The organism is Flavobacterium sp. Root901, from assembly GCF_001429765.1.
Taxonomy (GTDB): Bacteria; Bacteroidota; Bacteroidia; order Flavobacteriales; family Flavobacteriaceae; genus Flavobacterium.
Window position 1 is genome coordinate 1 of record NZ_LMJB01000011.1, and the last position, 22374, is coordinate 22374.

Genomic DNA, 22374 nt, shown 5'->3' on the forward strand with positions numbered 1-22374 from the left:
TTAAGGATCGTGGAAGATGACCACGTTGATAGGCTATAGATGTAAAGGCAGTAATGTCATAGTCGAGTAGTACTAATAATCCGTAAGCTTATGTACACCCTTTTCCCCGATGCAAGTCGGGGGAGGAAACTTTCTAAAATAATACTTATTGTGTTTCTTTATCTCAGTATGTTAAAATATTAGCTCGACGCAGAGCAGTCTTTAAGTCGAAAGATTAAAGTGAAAAGTCGAAAGACTTTACAGCTTTATGACCCTGGGCTTTGGACTAAAAATCTTAAGGTGGTTATTGCGGCGGGGCTCACCTCTTCCCATCCCGAACAGAGAAGTTAAGCCCGCCTGCGCAGATGGTACTGCAGTTATGTGGGAGAGTATGTCGTCGCCTTTCTTTTTAAAAACCCTGTCTTTACTAGACAGGGTTTTTTGTTTTTATACAGTGTTGAAATTTGTTTCCCTGTATGTAAAGAAATTAAGCAGCATTCTATTTCTTTACAATACTAAAGAGGAAATACAAAAACTATAAGCTATAAAATAATTTCGTTATTTTTAATTTGTTAAATATCAGAATTTTATATGTTTTTTTATTCGATTTTTTGATCATTTACATCATGTATAAATTGAATCACACCATTCATAAAAATTTTCTGGTCGTCCCACATTGCTAAATGACTTCCGTTTGGGCAATATAAATAACGTCCTTTTTTAACCAATTTACTTTGTTCTTCCATTGCTTTTGGATCCATTGTATCATATTTTGCGCCAATCATTAATGTTGGAACACTAATTTCATGTAAACGATTTTTGATATCCCATTTTGCTAATCTTCCACTTATTCCAAACTCACTTGGACCTTGCATTAGAGTATAAATTTCTCCATTTACATGCTTACTTGCACGATTTAGTCCATCTGGCCATTCTTTTAATCGGCATAAATGTTCTTTGTAAAAATTAGGAAGAAGCAATTCCATATATCTTGGATTACTGAAATCTTTTTTAGCTTCTAAAGCTTTTATTTCTGAAAGAACTTCCGGTTTCATTTGTTTTGCAAGTACGTTATCTGCATATTGTCCATATTCCGGAGCACTGGCCATCATATTTGATACTAATAATCCTTTCATGTTTTTTTGGTATTTTAAAGCATATTCCATAGCAAGAATTCCACCCCATGAATTACCTAATACATAAAAATTATTTTTATCTGCATTAATTGCTTTTCGCACTTGCTCTACTTCATCAACGAATCTCTCAGTTGTCCATAAAGAACTGTCTTTTGGCTGATCGCTATAATAGGAACCTAATTGATCGTACTCATAAAATTCAAATCCTTCACGTTGGAAGAAAGTTTCAAAGCATTCCATATACTCATGTGTCATTGCAGGACCTCCATGGAGTAATAAGACTTTTATTTTTGGATTGTTACCAAAACGTTTTGTCCATACTTTAAATTTCCCTGCTGGGGTATTAATTGAAATCATTTTAACTCCTGCTGATTCTACATTGTTTTGATCGTAAGTAAAATAATTTCGAAGAGAATCAGAGCTGGATTCATTTTTGCATGATGTTAAAAGTATAACCATTGAAATGATTGCGGTGTATCGCATATGTTTAGATTTTAAGAGTTTAGACTAAAATACAAATTATTCCTTAATGAAATCTGATATTGTTTACAGTACGCTATTAAAACTAAAACTTTCTTAAATTAATTTGAATGTATTTTTTTATGTAGTAAATTAGTGACACTATACTTAATAAATGAATTATGAAAAATAAAATATTTTTAGCTATAGCATTGTTAAGCTTAACAATCTCGGCCAGCGCGCAAAAGAAAATTGAAGTTGCAGGACTGCCTAAACCGGCTCAGGAATTTTTGAAAAAACATTTTAGCCACACTGCTGTAGAAAGTGCCAAAAAAGATGCAGAGCATGGTGAAAAAGGTTTTGAAGTTAAACTGAAGGACGGAACGGAAGTAGAATTCTGGAAAGACGGCTCATACCGTGAAGTAGATGGAGGAGACAAACCGATTCCAACTGCTTTTATTCCGGATAACATAAAAGCTTATGTAGCCAAAAATCATCCAAACGAAAAAATAACGCACATTGATTATGGGCACAAAGATCTGGATGTCGATTTAACAAATAAAATTGATTTAGAATTTACAAAAGATGGTAAAATCCTAAAAGACGAAAAAGACAAATAATAGATATTTGTAATTTTAATATTCCCGATTAATCTGTCCACTATTTCATGATGGCTGGATTAATTGGGAATGTTTTTATTTAGTACCAATTTTAAGTAAGAACATCTTGAACGAAAATAGTTTATATTTACAGTTCTATTTTTTATTTCATGGAAGAGAATAAACATGTAACGATTTACGATATTGCCGAGAGATTGAATCTGGCAACTTCAACTATTTCGCGGGCTTTAAAAGATCATCATACTATAAGTGATAAAACGATAAAGAAAGTAAAAAAAACCGCCGAAGAAATGGGTTTTGTTCCTAATACTTTGGCAGCGGGTTTACGAGGCAATAAAACCAGAACGATTGGTGTTTTAATTCCGACCGTTACACAGCCATTTTTATCATCTTTAATCAGCGGAATTGAGATTACTGCTCAAAAATCGGATTATACCGTAATTATTATGCAGTCGCATGACTCGTATGAAGAAGAAGTAAACATGGCTAAATCATTGTACAGCAATCGTGTAAGTGGTGTTATTTGTTCATTAGCAATGGAAACGAGAGACACTGCACATTTTCATCAGTTTTCCAATAATAATATTCCATTAGTTTTTGTTGACAGAGTTCCTAAAAACTACAATACTTTCAGAGTAGTCATTGATAATTATTCTGCGGGTTATAAAGCGACAAAACATCTTATTGAGCAAGGGTGTATCCGCATTGCGCATTTAACTGCCGGCTCAGAATTAGGAAATTTGTACAGCGAAAGAAAAAGAGGATATATTGAAGCTTTAAAAGATCATAATATTGACATAGAAGAAGAATTAATAATTAATTTGAATTCTGTTACTTACGAAGATGGAGTGAAAGCCAGCAATGCTTTATTTGATTTAAAACCTATACCTGACGGATTATTTGCTCCTGGAGATATATTAGCAGTAAGTGCAGTGCAGACTGCTAAAAAAAGAGGTATAAAAGTACCGGAAGAATTTAAAGTAATAGGTTTTAATAATGATCCAATTTCACAAATAATAGACCCTAATTTGTCTACTATTACACATCCTGCCGAAAAAATGGGAAAAGCAGCAGCAGAAATTATTATCAAAAATTTGAAAACATCTAAAAATGATGAAAATGATGATGCCAAAGAAATTACTTTTTTAAATACAGAAGTGCTTGCCAGAGAATCCTCCGGTAAATAATAAATTGAAAAAAATCCAGCTCCAATATGCAAACCATTACGCTTCCTGATGAAATGAATTTAGAAAAATCGCAGCAGGTGCATCTTGTAAATTACAGCAGCACTAAAGATGTTTCTAAACAACAAATCATTTTAAATCAGAATATTATAAGCTTTCTTCTGGAAGGAAGAAAAGAAGTTATTTTTGATAATACAGCATTATCAATAGATCCTTCCAAATTTATAATAATGCGATCCGGGAATTGTTTGATGACTGAAAAAAAGATTTCAGAAACATCAAATTACAAAAGCGTGCTTTTATTTTTCTCCAGCGAAATGGTTTATAATTTCATTCGGAAATTGGAAACAGAAAAGCCGGAAGCAATTGAGCCAAAATCTGTTTATGCATTTGATTTTGACAGATTTTTAAAACGTTTTGTAGATAGTTTAGCTGTTATTTCAGAATTATCGCAAAGCGTTCAGGGAAAATTGCTCGAAGTCAAGTTTGAAGAGATAATGCTTTATCTAACAGATAAATATGGAAAAGAGTTTTTATATGCTCTTACAACAAACAGCGATCAAAATGCTCAAAAATTTATCCGTACAATCGAAAACAGCCATCTTAATAAATTATCTATAAAAGAACTGGCATTTTTGTGTAATATGAGTGTTTCAACCTTCAAAAGAGAATTTGAAAAACATTATGGTGAATCTCCTATCAAATGGTTTCAGAACAAGCGGCTTGAATATGCACATGCTTTATTAAGTCAGGAAAAAAGCCCTTCTGAAGTTTATTTTGAAGCCGGTTACGAAAACTTATCAAGTTTTAGCCAGGCCTACAAATCCAAGTATGGTGTTACGCCAAAACATCACAAATCGATTTGAACTTTTAGCAACAGTTTTTGATCTTTTTCCTAAAGTTTCCTTGTCCGTACCAACCTTAAATTTGCTTAAAATTTTAAATCAGATAAAATGAAAAAGCTAAATTTAATCTTGGCGTTGTCTCTTTTTACAACAACAATTTTTGCCCAAAAAACATTTACTCTAACCAGTAAAGATTTAGGAGGAGAAACCACTAAGGTTCAGGAATTCAACGGATTTGGTTGTTCAGGTGAAAATCAGTCTCCGGAATTATCATGGAAAAATGCTCCTGAAGGAACAAAAAGTTTTGCGATCACAATGTACGATCCGGATGCGCCAACAGGAAGCGGATTCTGGCATTGGGTAGTGGTTGACATTCCGGCAAATGTAAACGAATTGGTAACCGGTGCAGGAACCAAAAGCAATTTAATTCCAAAAGGAGCCATTCAAAGTATTACAGATTATGGACTAAAGGGATTTGGAGGTCCTTGTCCGCCGGCAGGCCATGGATTTCATCAATACATCATTACAGTATATGCACTAAAAACAGATAAACTGGGAACGGATGAAAGTACAAATCCGGCCGTAGTAGGCTTTAACCTTTGGAGCCAGACCTTGGCCAAAGCGAGTATTGTGGCCTATTACAAACGATAATTAGGTAAAACCAAATCTAATTTTAAAATCTTAAATTGGCTTCACTATGGGCAGGATAGTTTTTATAATTATCCTGCTTTTATTTGTTACAGAATTTATTTTTAGAAAAAAAGAGAGCTAAAATTTTTTTCTTAAATAACAATCTCATATTTTTACGCAACCGATTGCAATTGTTGTTTTATTTTTGATACTATATTTTTTTGCTTAAAATTTTATTAATAGTATTGTTAAGCTGTAAAAATATTGATATTCAAAATGAAGTTTTTAAGAATAAACTATTTAGTAAATGATGCCATTAAGATTTATTTTCCTGTTTCTTTCGATTTCCTTTTCAGCAGCAGCTCAAAAAGATTATAAAGTATGGCTTCAGTATGACAGAATAACAAATACTACAATTGCTTCAGAATATAAAAATAATATTAAGGGCATTGTTTGTTTGGGAAATTCTCAAACTTCACAAATTGCTTTAAAAGAATTAGAAAATGCAATTGTTAATATGCTGGGAAACAAACCCATTTTTAAATCAGAAATAAATGGAGAAAATAACCTTATTATTGGTTCTCAATCTTCTTTAAATCCGGATTTTAAAAATATTTTAAAAGATGATTTTGAAAAAATAAACAACGAAGGTTTTATTATTAAATCCATCCATTTTAAAAATAAAAAACAACTTATAATTACAGGAAAAAATGATATTGCTGTTTTGTATGGTGTTTTTAATTTTTTAAGATTGATGCAGACCACTACATCAATTCAAAACTTAAACATTGCAGATTCTCCAAAAATAAACTTCAGACTCTTAAATCATTGGGACAATCTGGACAGAACTGTTGAACGTGGTTACGCAGGTTTTTCTTTATGGAACTGGCAGAAATTACCGGAATTTATCGATCAGCGTTATATAGATTATGCCAGAGCAAATGCATCGATTGGAATTAATGGAACTGTTTTGACAAATGTAAACGCAAACGCCTTGATTTTGACACCGCAATATTTAGAAAAAGTCGAAGCTCTAGCCGGTGTTTTTAGACCATACGGAATAAAAGTCTATTTAACAGCCCGTTTTTCTGCGCCAATTGAAATTGGAAATTTAAAAACGGCCGACCCAAAAGATCCGGAAGTTATTAATTGGTGGAAAAATAAAGCAGCGGAAATTTACAAACGAATTCCTGATTTTGGCGGATTTTTGGTAAAAGCCAATTCTGAAGGTCAGCCTGGCCCTCAAAATTATGGAAGAGATCATGTTGACGGCGCTAATATGCTTGCTGATGCTGTTGCACATTTTGGAGGTATAATTATGTGGCGGGCTTTTGTATATTCAGAACATGATGCGAATGACCGTGCAAAACAAGCTTACGCTGAATTTCAGCCATATGATGGAAAATTCAAAGAAAATGTAATTGTTCAGGTAAAAAATGGTCCAATTGATTTTCAGCCTAGAGAACCGTTTCATCCCTTGTTTGGCGCGATGCAGAAAACACCTTTAATGATGGAATTTCAGATCACGCAGGAATATTTGGGTTTCAGCACGCATTTGGTTTTTCTGCCACAATTATTTCAGGAAGTTTTAGAATCTGATACTTATCAAAAAGGAAAAGGTTCAACAGTTGCTAAAGTAATTGACGGCACTTTATACCCAAATAAATTAACCGGAATTACCGGAGTTTCAAATATAGGAAATGATTTAAACTGGACAGGACATCCTTTTGCACAGGCTAATTGGTATGGTTTCGGAAGACTGGCCTGGAATCCGTATTTGGATTCCCAAACCATTGCAGATGAATGGTTAAGATGTACTTTTTCAAACGAAGAAAATTTTATAAAACCCGTTAAAAATATGATGATCGAATCGCGCGAAGCTGTTGTAAATTATATGACACCGCTTGGTTTGCATCATATTATGGATACAGGGCACCATTACGGGCCGGGACCGTGGGTTTCTAATTTATCACGCCCTGAATGGAATCCAACTTATTATCATAAAGCAGATAAAAATGGAATTGGTTTTGACAGATCAAAGTCGGGAACAAATGCTGTTTCGCAATATGCTCCGGAAGTCGGGAAACTTTTTGATAATCTGCAAACTTGTCCGGAGAAAGATCTATTATGGTTTCATCACGTTTCCTGGGATTATAAATTGAAAAACGGCCAGACACTTTGGAATGGAATTGCACTACGATATCAGGAAGGTGTAAATCAGGTTACAGCAATGCGTGACATCTGGAAAAAAACAGAAAAATATATTGACAGCGAACGTTTTAGAGAGGTTGAAATGTTACTGGAAATTCAGCAAAAAGAAGCAAAATGGTGGCGGGATGCGTGCCTGCTTTATTTTCAGCAGTTTTCGGAGAAAGAACTTCCGGCAGGAGTAGAAAAACCAACGCAGACTTTAGATTATTTTAAATCATTAAAATTTCCCTTTGCACCGGGAAATTAAATTATTCTATATAAAATTATGAGCAAAAAAACGGCAATTGTGACCGGAGGAAATTCGGGCTTAGGATTTGCAACAGCAAAAAAATTATGTAACAGCGGAATTACAACTTATATAATTGGAAGATCAAAAGAGAAAACAGAGGAAGCCTGTAGAGAAATTGGTGAAAATGCCATTCCGGTAATTTTTGACTTGAATAACTTGTCAGAAATTCCTGCGATGATTGAAAACATATCGCAAAACTGCTCAATTGATATTTTAGTAAACAATGCGGGAATTAATATGAAAAAAGAAATTCAGGATGTAAGTGATGAAGATTTTCTTTCGATCATTCATACCAATTTATTAAGCGTTTTTGCAGTTAGCCGTGAAGTTGTTAAAAATATGAAAGCGAACGGAAGCGGAAGTATCATTAATATTAGTTCTATGGCATCACAATACGGAATTCCAAAAGTAATTGCGTATTCTGCAAGTAAAGGCGCAATCGAATCCATGACACGCGCTATGGCAACAGAACTGGCTCCGGCAGGAATTCGTGTAAATTGTATTGCGCCCGGATTTATTAAAACCAAAATGTCATCAACAGCTTTGGATAACGATCCTGAAAGAAAAAATAAAGTGCTGGGCAGAACTCCAATGGGCTTTTTGGGAGAACCTTCAGACATTGCAGATGCTGTTTATTATTTCGCTTTAAGCGAATCAAAATATACAACGGGAACTGTTTTACCGGTTGATGGAGGTAACAGTATTGGGTTTTAATTGTAAAAAAAATTGCTCGAAAATAGAGTATGCGCAAAGTGTTTTTCTTTAAATATAACTTCGCGAGATTAAAAAATTGGTTAGTATGATAAGAATGCAGCAAACAATGCGATGGTTTGGACCAGACGACAATGTAAGTCTGATCGACATTAAACAGGCAGGAGCAGCGGGAATTGTAACCGCTTTGCACCAAATTCCTGTTGGTGATATCTGGAACATTGCTGATATAAAAGAAAGACAGGAAATTATTCGAAATTATGGACTGGAATGGACTGTTGTTGAAAGTCTTCCCGTTCATGAAGAAATAAAAAGAGCGTCAGGAAATTATTTGCAATTCATCGAAAATTATAAAATCAGTTTGCAAAATCTGGCGGCATGCGGCATTAAAATTATAACGTATAATTTCATGCCTATTCTGGACTGGGTACGCACGAATCATGATTTTATTAATAAAGACGGAAGCAAAGCTTTGTTGTACAATCAGGATGCTTTTACCTATTTTGATGTTTTTCTTTTAAAAAGACCAAATGCTGAAAATGATTATTCGGAAATTCAAAAACAAAACGCAATGCATTTTGGAAACAAACTTTCTGAATCTGAAAAAGCATTATTATTTAAAAATGTTTTATTGGGACTGCCGGGAAGCACAATCAATTTTACAGCAGAACAGATTTTATCATTGTTAGATAATTATGCAAATATTGACAATGAAAAACTAAAAGAAAATCTAATTTATTTTTTATCAGAAGTGGCTCCCGCTGCAGAAGAAGCAGGAGTAAAACTGGCTCTTCATCCGGATGATCCGCCGTTTTCTGTTTTGGGACTTCCAAGGATTGTCTCTACCGAAAAAGATATCAAAAGCATTTTGGAAGCAGTGCCATTACAGGCAAACGGTTTGTGTTATTGTACAGGCTCTTTGGGCGCAAATCCCGATAATAATCTGGAGAAGATTATAGACGACTTTGGAGACCGGATTCACTTTTTGCATCTTCGGAATACTATCCGCGAAAGCGAAACAATTTTTAGGGAATCAGAACATTTAACCGGCGATGCTAATATGGCAGCTATCATAGAAAAAATAGTATTGTTGATGGATAAAACTAAATCAAGTCTGCCAATGCGCCCGGATCACGGGTTTCTGCATTCAGTTGATCAGTCCAAAGAAACTTATCCCGGATATTCTCTCACAGGAAGATTAAAAGGTCTTGCAGAACTGAGAGGGTTAGAAATGGGGATTGCTTATAAATTGAATTTGTAATTTTTAAGGATCAAAAAAAGTAACTATTAAACCAAAAAACATGAAATTTATTAATCCTTATTTATTTATCGTCACGACTTTTTTCCTCGTAAGTTGTACGTCTCAGAAAGAAAAACTTTCATTAAAAGATGCTTATAAAAATGATTTTTTAATTGGAACTGCATTAAATGCCGGCCAAATTGAAGCAAAAAATGCTAAAGAAGATTCTTTGATAAAAAAAGAGTTTAACGCCATTACTGCAGAAAATATCATGAAATCGATGTATGTGCATCCGCAGAAAGATCAATATGATTTTGCTTTATCGGATAAATATGTGGCTTATGGAGAAAAAAATAAAATGTTTATTCATGGACATACTTTGATATGGCACAGTCAATTGGCGCCTTGGATGGAAAAAATCGCTGACAGTACAGAAATGAAAGCATTTATGAAAGATCATATCACTACGATTGTTTCAAAATACAAAGGAAGAATTAATTCCTGGGATGTTGTAAATGAAGCTTTAAATGATGACGGAACTTTAAGACAATCTGTTTTTTTGAAAACGCTTGGTGAAAAATACCTGATTGACGCTTTTAAACTGGCCGCAAAAGCCGATCCTAAAGTAGATTTATATTACAATGATTATAATATTGAAGAACCTGCAAAAAGAGCCGGAGCAATTGCTTTGATCAAAAAAATAAAAGCAGCGGGAGGAAAGATTGACGGAGTAGGGATTCAGGGACACTGGCGATTGGAAAGTCCATCAATAGAAGAAATTGAAAAAAGCATTCTGGAATATTCTGCATTAGGGATTAAAGTTGCTTTTACAGAATTAGACATCACTGTTTTGCCAAATCCGTGGGATTTAAAAGGTGCCGATGTAAATCAGAAATTTGAAGGAAATGCCAAAATGAATCCATATCCTGAAAAACTTCCGGATTCCATTCAAACAAAGTTAGCAGAGCGTTACGCGTCTATTTTTAAACTATTTTTAAAGCATAAAGACAAAATAAGCAGGATTACTTTTTGGGGAGTTTATGATGGACAATCTTGGTTAAACGACTGGCCGATAAAGGGAAGAACCAATTATCCGCTTCCTTTTGACAAAGATCTGAAACATAAACCGGCTTATGAAAGCATTTTGAAATTAAAGAAAAAAGAAGAATAATGGCGTTACAACAATTTTTATTTAAAATACTATTAGCAATCGGTTGTTTTTTAGAATATTATTTAAAATAAGCAAAGTAAATTTGCACAACATATTTTTTTATATAATTTTACACAACCGATTGTTTAATTTTTAATTGAATTTTTCCATTTTGAACGATAAGAAAATCCGTTAGAATTTTGTTTCGAAAATCATCAATTTTTTGTTTATATAAAGCTTGATTTCTTTTGGCAGCAAAAGGACAAACCAAATAAAGAATGAGCATTTAACCAGAAATAACTTTGCTGACAAACCATCAAATAACCACAAACCACTAATGAATAACATTTCACAAAAATTATCTATCAAAGAAAAAGTTGGATACAGCTTAGGAGACTTGGCTGCCAACTTAGTTTTTCAGACTTTGATGACCTATCTGGCTTATTTCTACACTGATATTTACGGATTGTCGCCAACAGACTCTTCGATTATAATGTTAATTGTTGGTTTAATTGCGGCTTTTGTTTTCAATCCTGTTATTGGCATCTTAGCAGACAGGACCAGTACCAAATGGGGAAAATTCAGACCGTGGATTTTATTAACTGCAATTCCGCTTGGAGTAGTGGCGCTGCTGGCATTTTCTACTCCGGATTTTTCATATAAAGGAAAAGTAATTTATGCCGTTGCAACCTATACTTTATTACTGCTTTTTTATGCCGGAAATAATCTGCCGTACTCCGCTTTAAGCGGTGTTATAACAGGCGATATGTCCGAAAGAAACAGTATGTCGTCTTATCGTTTTGTGGCGGTTATGTTTGCACAGTTTTTTGTGCAGGTTTTCATGCTGGGAATTATAAAAAGTGCCGGAAACGGAGATAAGGCAATTGGTATTGAAAAAGTAATGACCGTTCTGGCAATCATTGGAACAATCATGCTTTTAATCACATTTTTGACAACAAAAGAAAGAATTATTCCAAAGCCGGAACAAAAATCAAGCATAAAAGAAGATCTGAGTGATTTAGTAAAAAACAGACCCTGGATCATTATGCTTTCGCTTACGACTTTGGTTTTTATTACATTGGCGATGAAAGGCGGTTCTTATGTTTATTATTTTGAAAACTATGTAGATAAAAACCAATTAGCGCTTTTTATTCAGCCTATTTTAAATACTTTGTCAAATATAGGTTTAAATCATTTTGGTAATGATCCTGTTTCAGCCGGATTCGGATTGTTTAATGCCGGCGGTATTATTTTCATGATTGTTGGAATTACTTTATCTAAAAACATGGCAGATAAATATGGAAAACGAAATGTATTTAGGTTGTTTTTATTTATCTCCACCTTGTTTATCATTGCGTTTTATTTCTTTCCGCCAGCATCAATTGGTTTAATATTTTTCTCCCAAATTTTACATGGATTTTTTTACGGAATTACCATCCCGATCCTTTGGGCAATGATTGCAGATGTTGCCGATTATTCTGAATGGCTGAACAATCGCCGTGCCACCGCAATAATCTTCTCTGCCATGATGGTAGGTTTAAAAGCAGGATTAAGTATTGGCGGTGCATTGACAACCTTGTTTTTAGGCTATTTTCATTATATGCCAAATTCTGCGGTACAAACTGAAACTGCCATTAACGGAATCAAATTATTAGTCAGCATTTTTCCTGCAATTCCATTTTTAATTGGAGCCGGATTGCTTTTTTTCTATAAAATTAATAAGCAGATGGAAGTGCAGATCGAAACAGAACTAAAAGAAAGAAGAACTTAATTATTTAAAAATAAAATACACCTATGCCCGAAGATAGCATTGAACAAATTAATTTCGAGGAAATTAATGAACTGGCGATTTCTAAGCCTTTAGTTTCTCACATTTATACAGCCGATCCGTCTGCGCATGTATTTAATGGTAAAATTTATATTTATCCATCGCATGATATTGATGCCGGGATTCCATTTAATGATAATGGAGATCATTTTGGAATGGAAGATTATCATGTGTTTTCTATGGACAATATTTCATCTAAAGCTGTTGATAACGGTGTTGCACTGCATGTAAAAGATGTTGCCTGGGCCGAAAAACAAATGTGGGCGCCTGATGCGGCGCATAAAAACGGAAAATATTACTTGTATTTTCCTGCTAAGCGCGCCAACGGGATTTTTCAGATTGGAGTTGCGATTAGTGATTCTCCTTCAGGTCCTTTTAAGTCAGAACCAGATGCGATAAAAGGCAGTTATAGTATTGATCCTGCTGTTTTTGAGGATGAAGACGGGAAACATTATATTTATTTTGGCGGTATCTGGGGCGGACAGCTTCAGAAATACAGAAATAATATATACGATCAGTATAACGAAGAACCTTCTGGTGAGGAACCTGCTTTAGGTCCTATTGTTGCTCTGCTTCGCGATGATATGCTGGAGTTTGCAGAAGATCCGCAGGAAATTAAAATCCTGGATGAAAACGGAAAAGTGCTTTTGGCAGGCGATAATAACCGTCGTTTTTTTGAAGCCTCCTGGGTTCATAAATATAACGGAAAGTATTATTTCTCGTACTCAACAGGCGATACACATTTTATTTGTTATGCCATTGGCGATAATCCTTATGGGCCGTTCACGTATCAGGGCAGAATATTAAATCCGGTTGTGGGCTGGACTTCTCATCATTCTATTTGTGAAGTCGAAAACGAATGGTATTTATTTTATCATGATTCAAGTTTGTCAAAAGGCGTAACCCATTTAAGAAGTATGAAAGTAACTAAAATTGATTATATGGAAGATGGTTCGATTATAACTATTGATCCATACGGAATTAGAAGATTAATTGATTAAAAAAAAATTTGACAAAAATTACAATCGGTTGTGTTGGAAAGAGTTTTTCTTTCAGTTTTGTCATTTCGACGCAAGGAGAACTCTTCGTAAATGGCCCGGCAAAAATTGCGGAATTTCCTGCGAAGATTTTCTTCATCCGTCGAAATGACAAGATTGCTTAATTTCTTTGCGAAACATATCATAAAATAACAATTTTAAACAAAATAATAATTTTTTATAAAAGTTTTTTACATACTTTAGCGTACCATAACAGAACGGAACAGAACGGTATGCTAAATGATGAACAAGAAAAATTTGTATTTGAAATAAATCATGAAAGTGATGTGCCCAAATACCAGCAATTGGTAGACGGGATAACAAATGCCATTGCAGAGAATATTCTGAAAAAGGGAGATTTGCTTCCTTCTGTAAATAGCATTTGTAAAACGAATCAGTTATCGAGAGACACGGTTTTTAAGGCTTATACGATTTTAAAAGACCAAAAAACCATCGATTCTGTACCGAATAAAGGGTATTATGTTTCGGGTGAGACAAGAAAAGTACTTTTGGTTTTAGATACTTTTAAAGCTTATAAAGAAGTTTTGTATCACTCTTTTGTCAATAACCTGCCGGATAATGTGATTACAGATGTACAGTTTCATCATTATAATATTGATGTTTTTAAAACGATCATCAATAATGGAATCGGGAAGTATTACAAATATGTAGTAATGAATTTTGATCACGAAGAAATTGCTTCGGCTTTATCCGCAATTTCAAATGATAAATTGCTTTTAATCGATTGGAATATCCAGGCGGATAAAATTAATAATTATGTTTTTCAGGATTTTGGAAACGCTTTTTATGAGTCTTTGACGGAGGCTGTTGATTTGTTTAAAAAGTATAAAAAGATACAATTTGTATATCCGGATTTTACCAATCATCCTTGGGAAACAGTGGAATTTTTTAAGAAATTCTGTGCTGATTTTCATTTTCAATATGAAATTATCACTGATCCTAAAAAGTTCAATATCGAAAAAGGAATTGCTTACATCAGCGTGAGCGACAGGATTTTAGGATACTTTTTAGAGCAGTGTAAAGAAAAAGATTTAGAGCCCGGAAAAGATGTTGGCTTTTTGTCATACAACGAAACGCCGATGAAGAAATTTATTTACAAAGGGATTTCAGTTGTTTCAACTGATTTTAAAGAATTAGGAACCAAAGCAGCGGCATTTATTACGCATGATGAAAATACTCAGTGTTATGTGCCGACAAAATTAATATTAAGAGAATCATTGTAAGTATGTATTATATTGGATATGATATTGGAAGTTCTTCTGTAAAAACGGCGATCGTTGAAGCAGAAACAGGAAAGAAAATAATTGTTTTGAATGAACCTCAAAACGAAATGGAAATTGTTTCGCTTCACTCAGACTGGGCAGAGCAAGATCCTGATATGTGGTGGGAATACATTTGTACGGCAACCAAAAGGGCAATTCGCGAAGCTAATATTGAGGCTTCTAAAATTCAGGGAATTGGGATTTCGTACCAAATGCATGGATTGGTGATTTCAGACAAAGACGGAAATGCACTTCGAAATTCAATTATTTGGTGTGACAGCCGTGCCGTTGAAATTGGAAATAAGGCTTTCGCCGAAATTGGAGAACAAAAATGTATGGAACATTTGCTGAATTCTCCGGGAAATTTTACCGCTTCGAAATTGAAATGGGTAAAAGAAAACGAACCTGAAATTTATAATAAAATCCATAAATACATGCTTCCGGGAGATTACATCGCTTTAAAATTAACCGGCGAAGTAACCACTACCAAAAATGGTTTGTCTGAAGGAATGCTGTGGGATTATAAAGAAAATAAAACAGCAGACTGGCTTTTGGATTATTACGGAATCGACAAGTCCCTTACCCCAAATATTGTTGAGAATTTTACAAATCAGGGAGTTGTAACTGAAAAAGCATCAAAAGAATCAGGGCTTCCTGTTGGAATTCCAATTGTTTACAGAGCAGGAGATCAGCCAAATAATGCTTTGGCTTTAAATGTATTGAATCCGGGAGAAGTAGCGGCAACAGGCGGAACATCGGGAGTGTTTTATGCCGTAAGCGAAATGTCTTCGGGAAAAAGTACCAGAGTAAACAATTTCGTTCACGTAAACTACGAACTGGAAAAGCCAAGAGTTGGCAAACTTTTGAATATCAATGGAGCCGGAATCCAATACAGATGGCTTCGAAATAATATGGGTAATGAAAGTTATGAAGCGATGAATGAAAAAGCTTCTAATGTCGAGATAGGATCAGAAGGAGTTATTGTAATTCCGTTTGGAAATGGTGCCGAGCGTATGTTCAACAATAAAAACATTGGAACACATTTTTTAAACCTCAACCTTAATATTCATAACAGCGCGCATTTGTTCAGGGCTTCTTTAGAGGGAATTGCTTTTTCTTTTGTATACGGAATGGAATGCTTAAAAGCTGATAATGCAACAATTAACGTGATTAGAGCAGGAAATGATAATTTGTTCCGCTCAGAAATTTTCTCCAACACAGTTGCAACTTTAATTGGTCACGAAATTGAAATTTACAATACAACAGGAGCGGTTGGCGCGGCGAGAGCAGTTGGTTTAAAAGATGGTGATTACAGCAAATTTGGAGCAAATATTAGTTCCAACGATCATGTAATGACTTTTTTACCGCTGACTAACAAAGAACCTTATGAAAAGGCTTATAAGAAATGGAAACAAGAATTAGAATTAATATTAACAACTAAATAAAAGAATCAAATGATAGTTTTAGGAGATAAAGAATACTACAAAGGTATTGGCCAAATTAAATTTGAAGGAAAAGAATCTGACAATCCGTTAGCGTTTAAATATTATAATCCGGATCAGATTGTAGCCGGAAAAACAATGCGCGAACATTTTAAATTTGCCATTGCTTACTGGCATACATTCTGTGGACAGGGAAGTGATCCGTTTGGTCCCGGAACACAGCAATTTGCATGGGATCAGTCTTCAGATCCGTATCAGGCGGCAAAAGATAAAGCCGATGCTGCTTTTGAATTTATCAGCAAAATGGGATTCGATTATTTCTGTTTCCACGATTATGATTTGATTGCTGAAGGTGCAACTTTTGCAGAATCAGAAAAGCGTCTGGCTTTTATTACGGATTATTTAAAACAGAAAAAAGCAGAATCCGGAATTAAATTACTTTGGGGAACATCAAACTGTTTCTCAAACCCAAGATTCATGAACGGTGCGGCGACAAACCCAGATTTTAATGTGGTAGCAAGAGCCGGAGGACAAGTAAAATTGGCTTTGGATGCTACAATTGCTTTAGGTGGAGAAAACTACGTATTCTGGGGTGGAAGAGAAGGTTATATGTCTCTTTTAAATACAGATATGGGAAGAGAATTAGACCACATGGCGCAATTTTTGGCAATGTCCAGAGATTATGCAAGGGCACAGGGTTTTAAAGGGACTTTCTTTATTGAGCCAAAACCAATGGAACCATCTAAACACCAATACGATTTTGACTCGGCAACCGCTATTGGATTCTTAAAAGAATATGGTTTAGACAAAGATTTCAAGATCAACATTGAGGTAAACCACGCTACATTGGCACAACATACTTTCCAGCACGAATTAGAAGTTGCGGCAAAAGCAGGAATGTTAGGAAGTATCGATGCTAACAGAGGTGATTACCAAAACGGATGGGATACAGACCAATTTCCGAACAACATTCAGGAAACTACAGAAGCAATGCTGGTTTTCTTAAAAGCAGGAGGCTTACAAGGAGGCGGAGTTAATTTTGATGCTAAAATCAGAAGAAATTCTACGGATCTGGAAGATGTTTTCTTGGCACACATTGGCGGAGCTGATACTTTTGCTAGAGCTTTACTGACTGCAGATAAAATCATTACTTCTTCTCCTTACGAAAAATTAAGAAAAGAAAGATACAGTTCATTTGATTCTGGAAAAGGAAAAGATTTCGAAAACGGAAAATTAAACCTTAAAGATTTATACGAAATCGCCAATCAAAATGGAGAATTAGCACTTCAAAGCGGTAAACAAGAATTGTTTGAGAATATTATTAACCAATATATTTAATTGGTAAAACCTATAAAGTTAAACCTGACAGTTTCTAAAAACTGTTGGGTTTATCAACTAATTTGTGTGATAAAAAACATCTTTACAACGTGTCTCTGCAGCTAACCTTAAACCAAAAAGCATGAAATTTTTTATTGATACCGCTAATTTAGAAGATATTAAAGAAGCACAATCTCTTGGTGTTCTGGATGGAGTAACCACAAATCCGTCTTTAATGGCAAAAGAAGGCATTACCGGAAAAGAAAATATACTCAAACATTATCTGGATATTTGTAATATTGTTGACGGAGATGTTTCGGCTGAAGTAATTTCAACCGATTTTGACGGGATGGTAAGAGAAGGCGAAGAACTCGCAGCGCTGCATCCGCAGATTGTGGTAAAACTGCCCATGATTGGTGATGGTATAAAAGCCTGTAAATATTTTTCTTCAAAAGGAATAAAGACAAATGTAACTCTTGTATTTTCTGCCGGCCAGGCCTTATTGGCGGCAAAAGCAGGAGCTTCTTATGTTTCTCCATTTTTAGGAAGATTAGATGACGTTTCTACAGACGGAATGCATTTAATAGCCGAAATAAGAGAAATCTACGATAATTACGATTACCAAACCCAGATATTGTCAGCTTCTGTACGACATACCATGCATATCGTTAATTGTGCCAAAATAGGATCTGATGTAATGACAGGGCCACTTTCAGCAATTAAAGGATTATTAAAACATCCGCTGACTGATATTGGCCTGAAACAATTTGTTGAAGATGCTAAAAAAATGAATCTCTAAACCATAAATACACGCAATTGTTAAAGCCCTTTTCATTCTGAAAGGGCTTTTTTTATTCGAATCGCAAAACTAAAACGAGTGCTTACTTATTCATCGCAATATATTCCGAAGGTGTCATGGTAAAATGCTTTTGAAAATTTCGGCCAAAACTTGTCTGCGATTTATAACCTACCATTTCTGCGATTTCGTACATTTTATAATTCTCGTTTAAGAGTAATTCGGCAGCACGTTTTAAACGCACAATATTAATTAGTTCATTTGGACTTAAATTGGAAATATCTTTAATTTTTCGATATAAAGTCGAACGGCTCATGTTCATGATTTCCGCCAGGGATTCCACGCTTAAATCAGAATCTGTTATGTTTTTCAGGATTTCTTCGTCGAGTTTTTTCAGGAATTTTTCGTCGGTTTTATTGTGCGCAATACTTTTAATATGCGACAACGGAGAACTCGCATAATAATTCATGATCTGCTTTCTGTTTTCAATCAGATTATTTACCTGAACCTTTAAATAATCCATTGAAAAAGGTTTTGCGATATAAGCATCTGCGCCCACTTCAAGACCGTCAATCTGCGATTTCAGCGAGTTTTTGGCAGTAAGTAAAATTACGGGAATATGGCTTGTTTCCAGATTAGTTTTAATTTCCTTACATAAAGTAATTCCGTCCATAACCGGCATCGAAACGTCGCTGATTACAAGCTGTATATTCTCATTATGAATTATTTTTAAAGCATTTTCGCCATTATCTGCTTTTAGAATCGTATAAAACGGAGCTAATTCAGCCGTGATAAAATTCAATAAATCTTCATTGTCTTCGACTATTAAAAGCTGCGTTTTTTCATTTTTATTTTCAATTTCTATGGTTTCAGATTCTGCTTCTGTTTCTTTTTCAGGTTCGTTATAAAACATAAATTCTTCTTCCTGTCGAAGCGGAACCACAAGTTCAAAAATATTCACTTTTGAATCCGGAATTAACTGCAGGTTTCCATTATGCAATTGCGTTAACGAATGCGCCAGCGAGAGCCCGATTCCGGTTCCTGAAGTCGGATCCATATTATCGACCCTGAAAAATGGTTCAAAAATTTTATCTTTTAAATGAAACGGAATCAGGTTTCCGTCGTTTTTTACCAGTAAAGTCAGTTTCTTGTCATCTCTAAAAAGCGTGATTGAGGCCTTGTCTGTCGAATATTTAATGGCATTACTCATTAAATTGCTCAGGATTTTTTTGAAAGCCTCTTTATCCACAAAAGCAAAAATGTCTTTATCGCCCAGTTCGAGTTCAAATTCAATCCCTTTTTCTTCGATTAACTGACTGAAACGTAAATGTAAATTCCGAACCATAGATGAAATATTTGCTTCCACGAAAGTGAGTTTCAATCCTCCAATTTCAGATTTTCTAAAATCAAGTAATTCATTTACCAGTTTTAATAAACGCGATGTATTTTTCTTCATTATAGAAAGATTCTGAGGCACTTCCGGCGATTTGTGTTCCATTACCAAAAGTTTTTCCAATGGACCTTTTATCAATGTTAAGGGCGTTCTGATTTCGTGAGCGACATTGGTAAAAAAGTCAATTTTGGCCTGATAAATCTCTTTTTCTTTTTCGTCGTTTAGATGTTTTATTTTTCGGTTATTTTTAATCTGAGTCAAATTCTGAGAATAGCGGATGATGTAGTAAAACGAACCGCAAATGAGCAGAAAATAGAAAAAATAAGCATAAGAGCTTGCCCAAAAAGGAGGCAGAATCCTGATTTTTAACGCTACTTCTTTACTCCAGACACCAAAGCTATTCAGCGATTTTACTTTAAAAACATAATCTCCGGGTGCCAGTTCCGTAAAGAAAACTTTATTATTGCGTTCCAGGTAAACCCAGTCATTATTAACATTTTCGAGTTTATACCAATATTCAGTGAGTTCCGGTGCGGTATAATTTAATGAGGCAAATTCCAGATTAAAAGACGACTGGCTGTTATTAAGTTCCAGTTCATCAATATGCGAAATGGACTGCTTGATAGGAGAATCATTTTCATTAGCATCAATATCTTTATTATTAATCTGCAGATTGGTAATAAAAATTGAAGGCGTGTATTTGTTCTTTGTAAAATTCTTCGGATTGAAGCTGATCATTCCGTTTAGATTTCCAAAATACATATCTCCGTTTGCATCTTTAAAAGCCGATGCATAGTTAAACTGATCGCTCAGTAATCCGTTTGCCGTTGTATAAATTTTGATGCTTTTATGATCCGGACTAAATTTTACCAGACCCTTAGAAGTTGTCAGCCATAAATTTTTTGAATCATCTTCTAAAATTGAATACACAACATTACTTGGGAATCCGTTTTTGGTTGTAAATTTTTTAAAGCTCCTTGTCTTTTTATCAAATAAATCCAGTCCGTTTTCTGTAGCAAACCATAAATTTTTCGAACTGTCTTCAAAAATATAATTGATGGAATTATTGCTGATGCCGTTTGGGTTTTTGTAATCATAAATAAAAACCTCTTTCTTTTTAGTTTTCGGATTGTAATAAAACAAACCATCACGATAACTTCCAGCCCAGAGATTCCCGTCGCTGTCTTCCTTATAAGTAGTATAATGTGTTGTTTCCGGAAATATTTTTAAGGTTTCAAAATTGTCATTAATTTCATTATAGCGATAAAGTCCCATTGTCGTAATCACAATCAATTCGTCTTTTTTGGTTTCATAAAAAGAAAAAATAAAATTACTCCGCAAACCAGATGCAGGATTATTAGCGCTGTAGTGCCGTACAACGTTACCCGTATTTCGGTCCAAAACATCTAAACCATGTTCAAAAGTTCCTACCCAGATTTTATCTTTTCTCGGCATTAAAGCGTGAATATTATAATACGAAACACTATTCTTGCTTCCGTTTGGTAAATACGAAGTAAAAATTTGAGTTTTAGGATTAAATCGGTTTAAACCGGCATCTTCGGTACCAATCCACAAATCGCCTTTGTCGTCTTTATGAATTTCCCTAACCGCGCTTCCGCTGATGGAATTCTGCCCTTTCTGCGGAAAATATTTTTTGAATTGCGTGTATTGCTTCTGATGGTAATTGATACCGCCAAAATAAGTTCCAACCCAGATTCCGTTTTCCTTATCAATTGTTATTGAATATGATGCGTTGTCTGAAATCGCATACGGATCGTTATAATTTTTTTTGAGATTAACACTTGATTTTGTTTTTAAATTATAAACATAAACTCCGGATTCGCTGGCAATCCAGAGCTCGTCATTTCCTTTCTTTTTAAACTGACGGACATAAACCGGTTTTTTTGTAGAAAATTCTAAACTCGCAGTTGTTTTATTTTGAATGTTATAAAGCAAAACGCCATCATCTTGTGTTCCTATAACAATATTGTTTTTGTCCAAAGCATATATTACTGTAATCCTGAAATTGGCAGAACCGGCCGGAACTGTAAACGGAATATTTTCAAAAGAAAGATTTTCTTCAGAATAGTGATAAATTTTATTTAGGGAAGAAGCCCAGATCTGACCCTTTGCATCGCGGGAAATAGAAGTAGCAATAAAGTATTTGTTTGGGTTAAAAGTTTTGGTTTCTTTTTTTACAGTCGAATATTTGTAAAGTATATTTCCGGAGATAAACCAGATATTCCCGTTTTTATCATGATTAATATCATTGATACGATCGTTAATAGCTTCGTTTAAAACGGTGAATTTGTCTGTTTTTTTATCGTATTGATACAAACCTTTGTCACTTCCAACCCAAATTGTGCCTTTGTACTCATGGAGTGACTGAATATAGTTGCTTCCTAAACTATGAACCGGATCGGCATTGTTGCGATAGGTTTTAAAACGATAGCCGTCAAACCGGTTCAGACCATCTTTTGTTCCAAACCACATAAAGCCGTCTTCATCTTGTAGAGAAGTTAAAACGGTGTTGTTTGAAAGCCCTTCTTCAACCTGAAAATGTTTAAAATAATATTCTTGTGCCTGAATAAAATTTAGCGAAAAAATCAAAAATAATACTAAAAGAAAGAATTTACGCATAGTTGTATTTTTTATGAAAAAATAACGGCTTGTTCAAATCGTGTCAATATTCTACAAAATGTTGCAAGTCTCGATTTTTCCGGTCTTTTTTATACAATTTGAATCATTTGAGATAGAAATTGACACAAATGAATCATTTTATTTTGAATTAAAATTATCTACTTTGAATTTTCAAATAAATGAT

16 protein-coding genes and 2 rRNA genes are annotated in these 22374 nt (G+C 34.5%); 16 read left to right on the top strand and 2 right to left on the bottom strand.

From position 1 onward, the window contains the following. A 23S ribosomal RNA gene (locus tag ASE21_RS20890) occupies positions 1–96 on the top strand; the annotation flags it as partial. 179 nt (positions 97–275) lie between these two features. Further along, a 5S ribosomal RNA gene (gene rrf, locus ASE21_RS20895) occupies positions 276–385 on the top strand. 193 nt (positions 386–578) lie between these two features. On the opposite strand, the gene ASE21_RS20900 is transcribed toward rrf, so the two are convergent. Next, positions 579–1598 (bottom strand): proline-specific peptidase family protein, encoded by a 1020-nt coding sequence (locus tag ASE21_RS20900; RefSeq protein WP_057124654.1) that lies wholly within the window; start codon positions 1596–1598, stop codon positions 579–581. Between the two features lie 158 nt (positions 1599–1756). Between ASE21_RS20900 and ASE21_RS20905 the strand changes: the two genes are divergently transcribed. From ASE21_RS20905 to fsa, 14 genes are all read left to right on the top strand, one after another. Further along, positions 1757–2194 (top strand): PepSY-like domain-containing protein, encoded by a 438-nt coding sequence (locus tag ASE21_RS20905; RefSeq protein ID WP_057124655.1) that lies wholly within the window; start codon positions 1757–1759, stop codon positions 2192–2194. A 149-nt stretch (positions 2195–2343) separates the two neighbouring features. Beyond that, the gene (locus ASE21_RS20910; protein WP_057124656.1) at positions 2344–3381 is read left to right on the top strand and encodes a LacI family DNA-binding transcriptional regulator; all 1038 of its coding nucleotides are present in this window, start codon (positions 2344–2346) and stop codon (positions 3379–3381) included. Between the two features lie 26 nt (positions 3382–3407). After that, positions 3408–4244: a helix-turn-helix domain-containing protein gene (locus ASE21_RS20915; RefSeq protein WP_057124657.1), complete on the top strand. Its 837-nt coding sequence runs from the start codon at positions 3408–3410 to the stop codon at positions 4242–4244. Between the two features lie 87 nt (positions 4245–4331). Continuing rightward, the gene (locus ASE21_RS20920; protein ID WP_057124658.1) at positions 4332–4874 is read left to right on the top strand and encodes a YbhB/YbcL family Raf kinase inhibitor-like protein; all 543 of its coding nucleotides are present in this window, start codon (positions 4332–4334) and stop codon (positions 4872–4874) included. A gap of 286 nt (positions 4875–5160) precedes the next feature. Next, positions 5161–7311 carry an alpha-glucuronidase family glycosyl hydrolase gene (locus ASE21_RS20925; RefSeq protein ID WP_057124659.1) on the top strand — a complete coding sequence of 717 codons (2151 nt, stop codon included), beginning with the start codon at positions 5161–5163 and terminating at the stop codon, positions 7309–7311. A gap of 18 nt (positions 7312–7329) precedes the next feature. Continuing rightward, a complete protein-coding gene (locus ASE21_RS20930) occupies positions 7330–8067 on the top strand; it encodes an SDR family NAD(P)-dependent oxidoreductase (RefSeq protein ID WP_057124660.1) in 738 nt (245 codons plus the stop codon). 94 nt (positions 8068–8161) lie between these two features. Beyond that, entirely contained in the window at positions 8162–9325 is a 1164-nt protein-coding gene (gene uxuA, locus ASE21_RS20935) for a mannonate dehydratase (protein WP_128414740.1), read from the top strand. A 40-nt stretch (positions 9326–9365) separates the two neighbouring features. Continuing rightward, positions 9366–10475 (top strand): endo-1,4-beta-xylanase, encoded by a 1110-nt coding sequence (locus tag ASE21_RS20940; RefSeq protein ID WP_057124662.1) that lies wholly within the window; start codon positions 9366–9368, stop codon positions 10473–10475. 316 nt (positions 10476–10791) lie between these two features. Then, positions 10792–12225, top strand: a complete 1434-nt coding sequence (locus tag ASE21_RS20945; RefSeq protein WP_057124663.1) for an MFS transporter — start codon at positions 10792–10794, stop codon at positions 12223–12225. A 23-nt stretch (positions 12226–12248) separates the two neighbouring features. Beyond that, entirely contained in the window at positions 12249–13283 is a 1035-nt protein-coding gene (locus ASE21_RS20950; RefSeq protein ID WP_057124664.1) for a glycoside hydrolase family 43 protein, read from the top strand. A gap of 269 nt (positions 13284–13552) precedes the next feature. Next, positions 13553–14563: a GntR family transcriptional regulator gene (locus ASE21_RS20955; protein ID WP_057124665.1), complete on the top strand. Its 1011-nt coding sequence runs from the start codon at positions 13553–13555 to the stop codon at positions 14561–14563. A 2-nt stretch (positions 14564–14565) separates the two neighbouring features. After that, positions 14566–16047, top strand: coding sequence for a xylulokinase (locus ASE21_RS20960; RefSeq protein ID WP_057124666.1), 1482 nt, complete (start codon positions 14566–14568; stop codon positions 16045–16047). 9 nt (positions 16048–16056) lie between these two features. Next, positions 16057–17382 (top strand): xylose isomerase, encoded by a 1326-nt coding sequence (xylA, locus tag ASE21_RS20965; protein WP_057124667.1) that lies wholly within the window; start codon positions 16057–16059, stop codon positions 17380–17382. A 121-nt stretch (positions 17383–17503) separates the two neighbouring features. Further along, positions 17504–18160 carry a fructose-6-phosphate aldolase gene (gene fsa, locus ASE21_RS20970; RefSeq protein WP_057124668.1) on the top strand — a complete coding sequence of 219 codons (657 nt, stop codon included), beginning with the start codon at positions 17504–17506 and terminating at the stop codon, positions 18158–18160. A gap of 82 nt (positions 18161–18242) precedes the next feature. Here the strand turns inward: fsa and ASE21_RS20975 are convergent, their stop codons facing one another. After that, complete coding sequence (locus tag ASE21_RS20975; RefSeq protein WP_057124669.1) at positions 18243–22190, bottom strand: hybrid sensor histidine kinase/response regulator transcription factor; 3948 nt, start codon at positions 22188–22190, stop codon at positions 18243–18245. Positions 22191–22374 lie beyond the last annotated feature (184 nt).

Coding starts and splice junctions, on each gene's coding strand:
- ASE21_RS20960 (WP_057124666.1), top strand. CDS start 14,566: ATGTATTATATTGGATATGATATTGGAAGTTCTTCTGTAAAAACGGCG.
- ASE21_RS20955 (WP_057124665.1), top strand. CDS start 13,553: ATGCTAAATGATGAACAAGAAAAATTTGTATTTGAAATAAATCATGAA.
- ASE21_RS20975 (WP_057124669.1), bottom strand. CDS start 22,190: ATGCGTAAATTCTTTCTTTTAGTATTATTTTTGATTTTTTCGCTAAAT.
- ASE21_RS20930 (WP_057124660.1), top strand. CDS start 7,330: ATGAGCAAAAAAACGGCAATTGTGACCGGAGGAAATTCGGGCTTAGGA.
- ASE21_RS20910 (WP_057124656.1), top strand. CDS start 2,344: ATGGAAGAGAATAAACATGTAACGATTTACGATATTGCCGAGAGATTG.
- ASE21_RS20905 (WP_057124655.1), top strand. CDS start 1,757: ATGAAAAATAAAATATTTTTAGCTATAGCATTGTTAAGCTTAACAATC.
- ASE21_RS20940 (WP_057124662.1), top strand. CDS start 9,366: ATGAAATTTATTAATCCTTATTTATTTATCGTCACGACTTTTTTCCTC.
- fsa (WP_057124668.1), top strand. CDS start 17,504: ATGAAATTTTTTATTGATACCGCTAATTTAGAAGATATTAAAGAAGCA.
- ASE21_RS20945 (WP_057124663.1), top strand. CDS start 10,792: ATGAATAACATTTCACAAAAATTATCTATCAAAGAAAAAGTTGGATAC.
- ASE21_RS20915 (WP_057124657.1), top strand. CDS start 3,408: ATGCAAACCATTACGCTTCCTGATGAAATGAATTTAGAAAAATCGCAG.
- ASE21_RS20950 (WP_057124664.1), top strand. CDS start 12,249: ATGCCCGAAGATAGCATTGAACAAATTAATTTCGAGGAAATTAATGAA.
- ASE21_RS20925 (WP_057124659.1), top strand. CDS start 5,161: ATGATGCCATTAAGATTTATTTTCCTGTTTCTTTCGATTTCCTTTTCA.
- uxuA (WP_128414740.1), top strand. CDS start 8,162: ATGCAGCAAACAATGCGATGGTTTGGACCAGACGACAATGTAAGTCTG.
- xylA (WP_057124667.1), top strand. CDS start 16,057: ATGATAGTTTTAGGAGATAAAGAATACTACAAAGGTATTGGCCAAATT.
- ASE21_RS20920 (WP_057124658.1), top strand. CDS start 4,332: ATGAAAAAGCTAAATTTAATCTTGGCGTTGTCTCTTTTTACAACAACA.
- ASE21_RS20900 (WP_057124654.1), bottom strand. CDS start 1,598: ATGCGATACACCGCAATCATTTCAATGGTTATACTTTTAACATCATGC.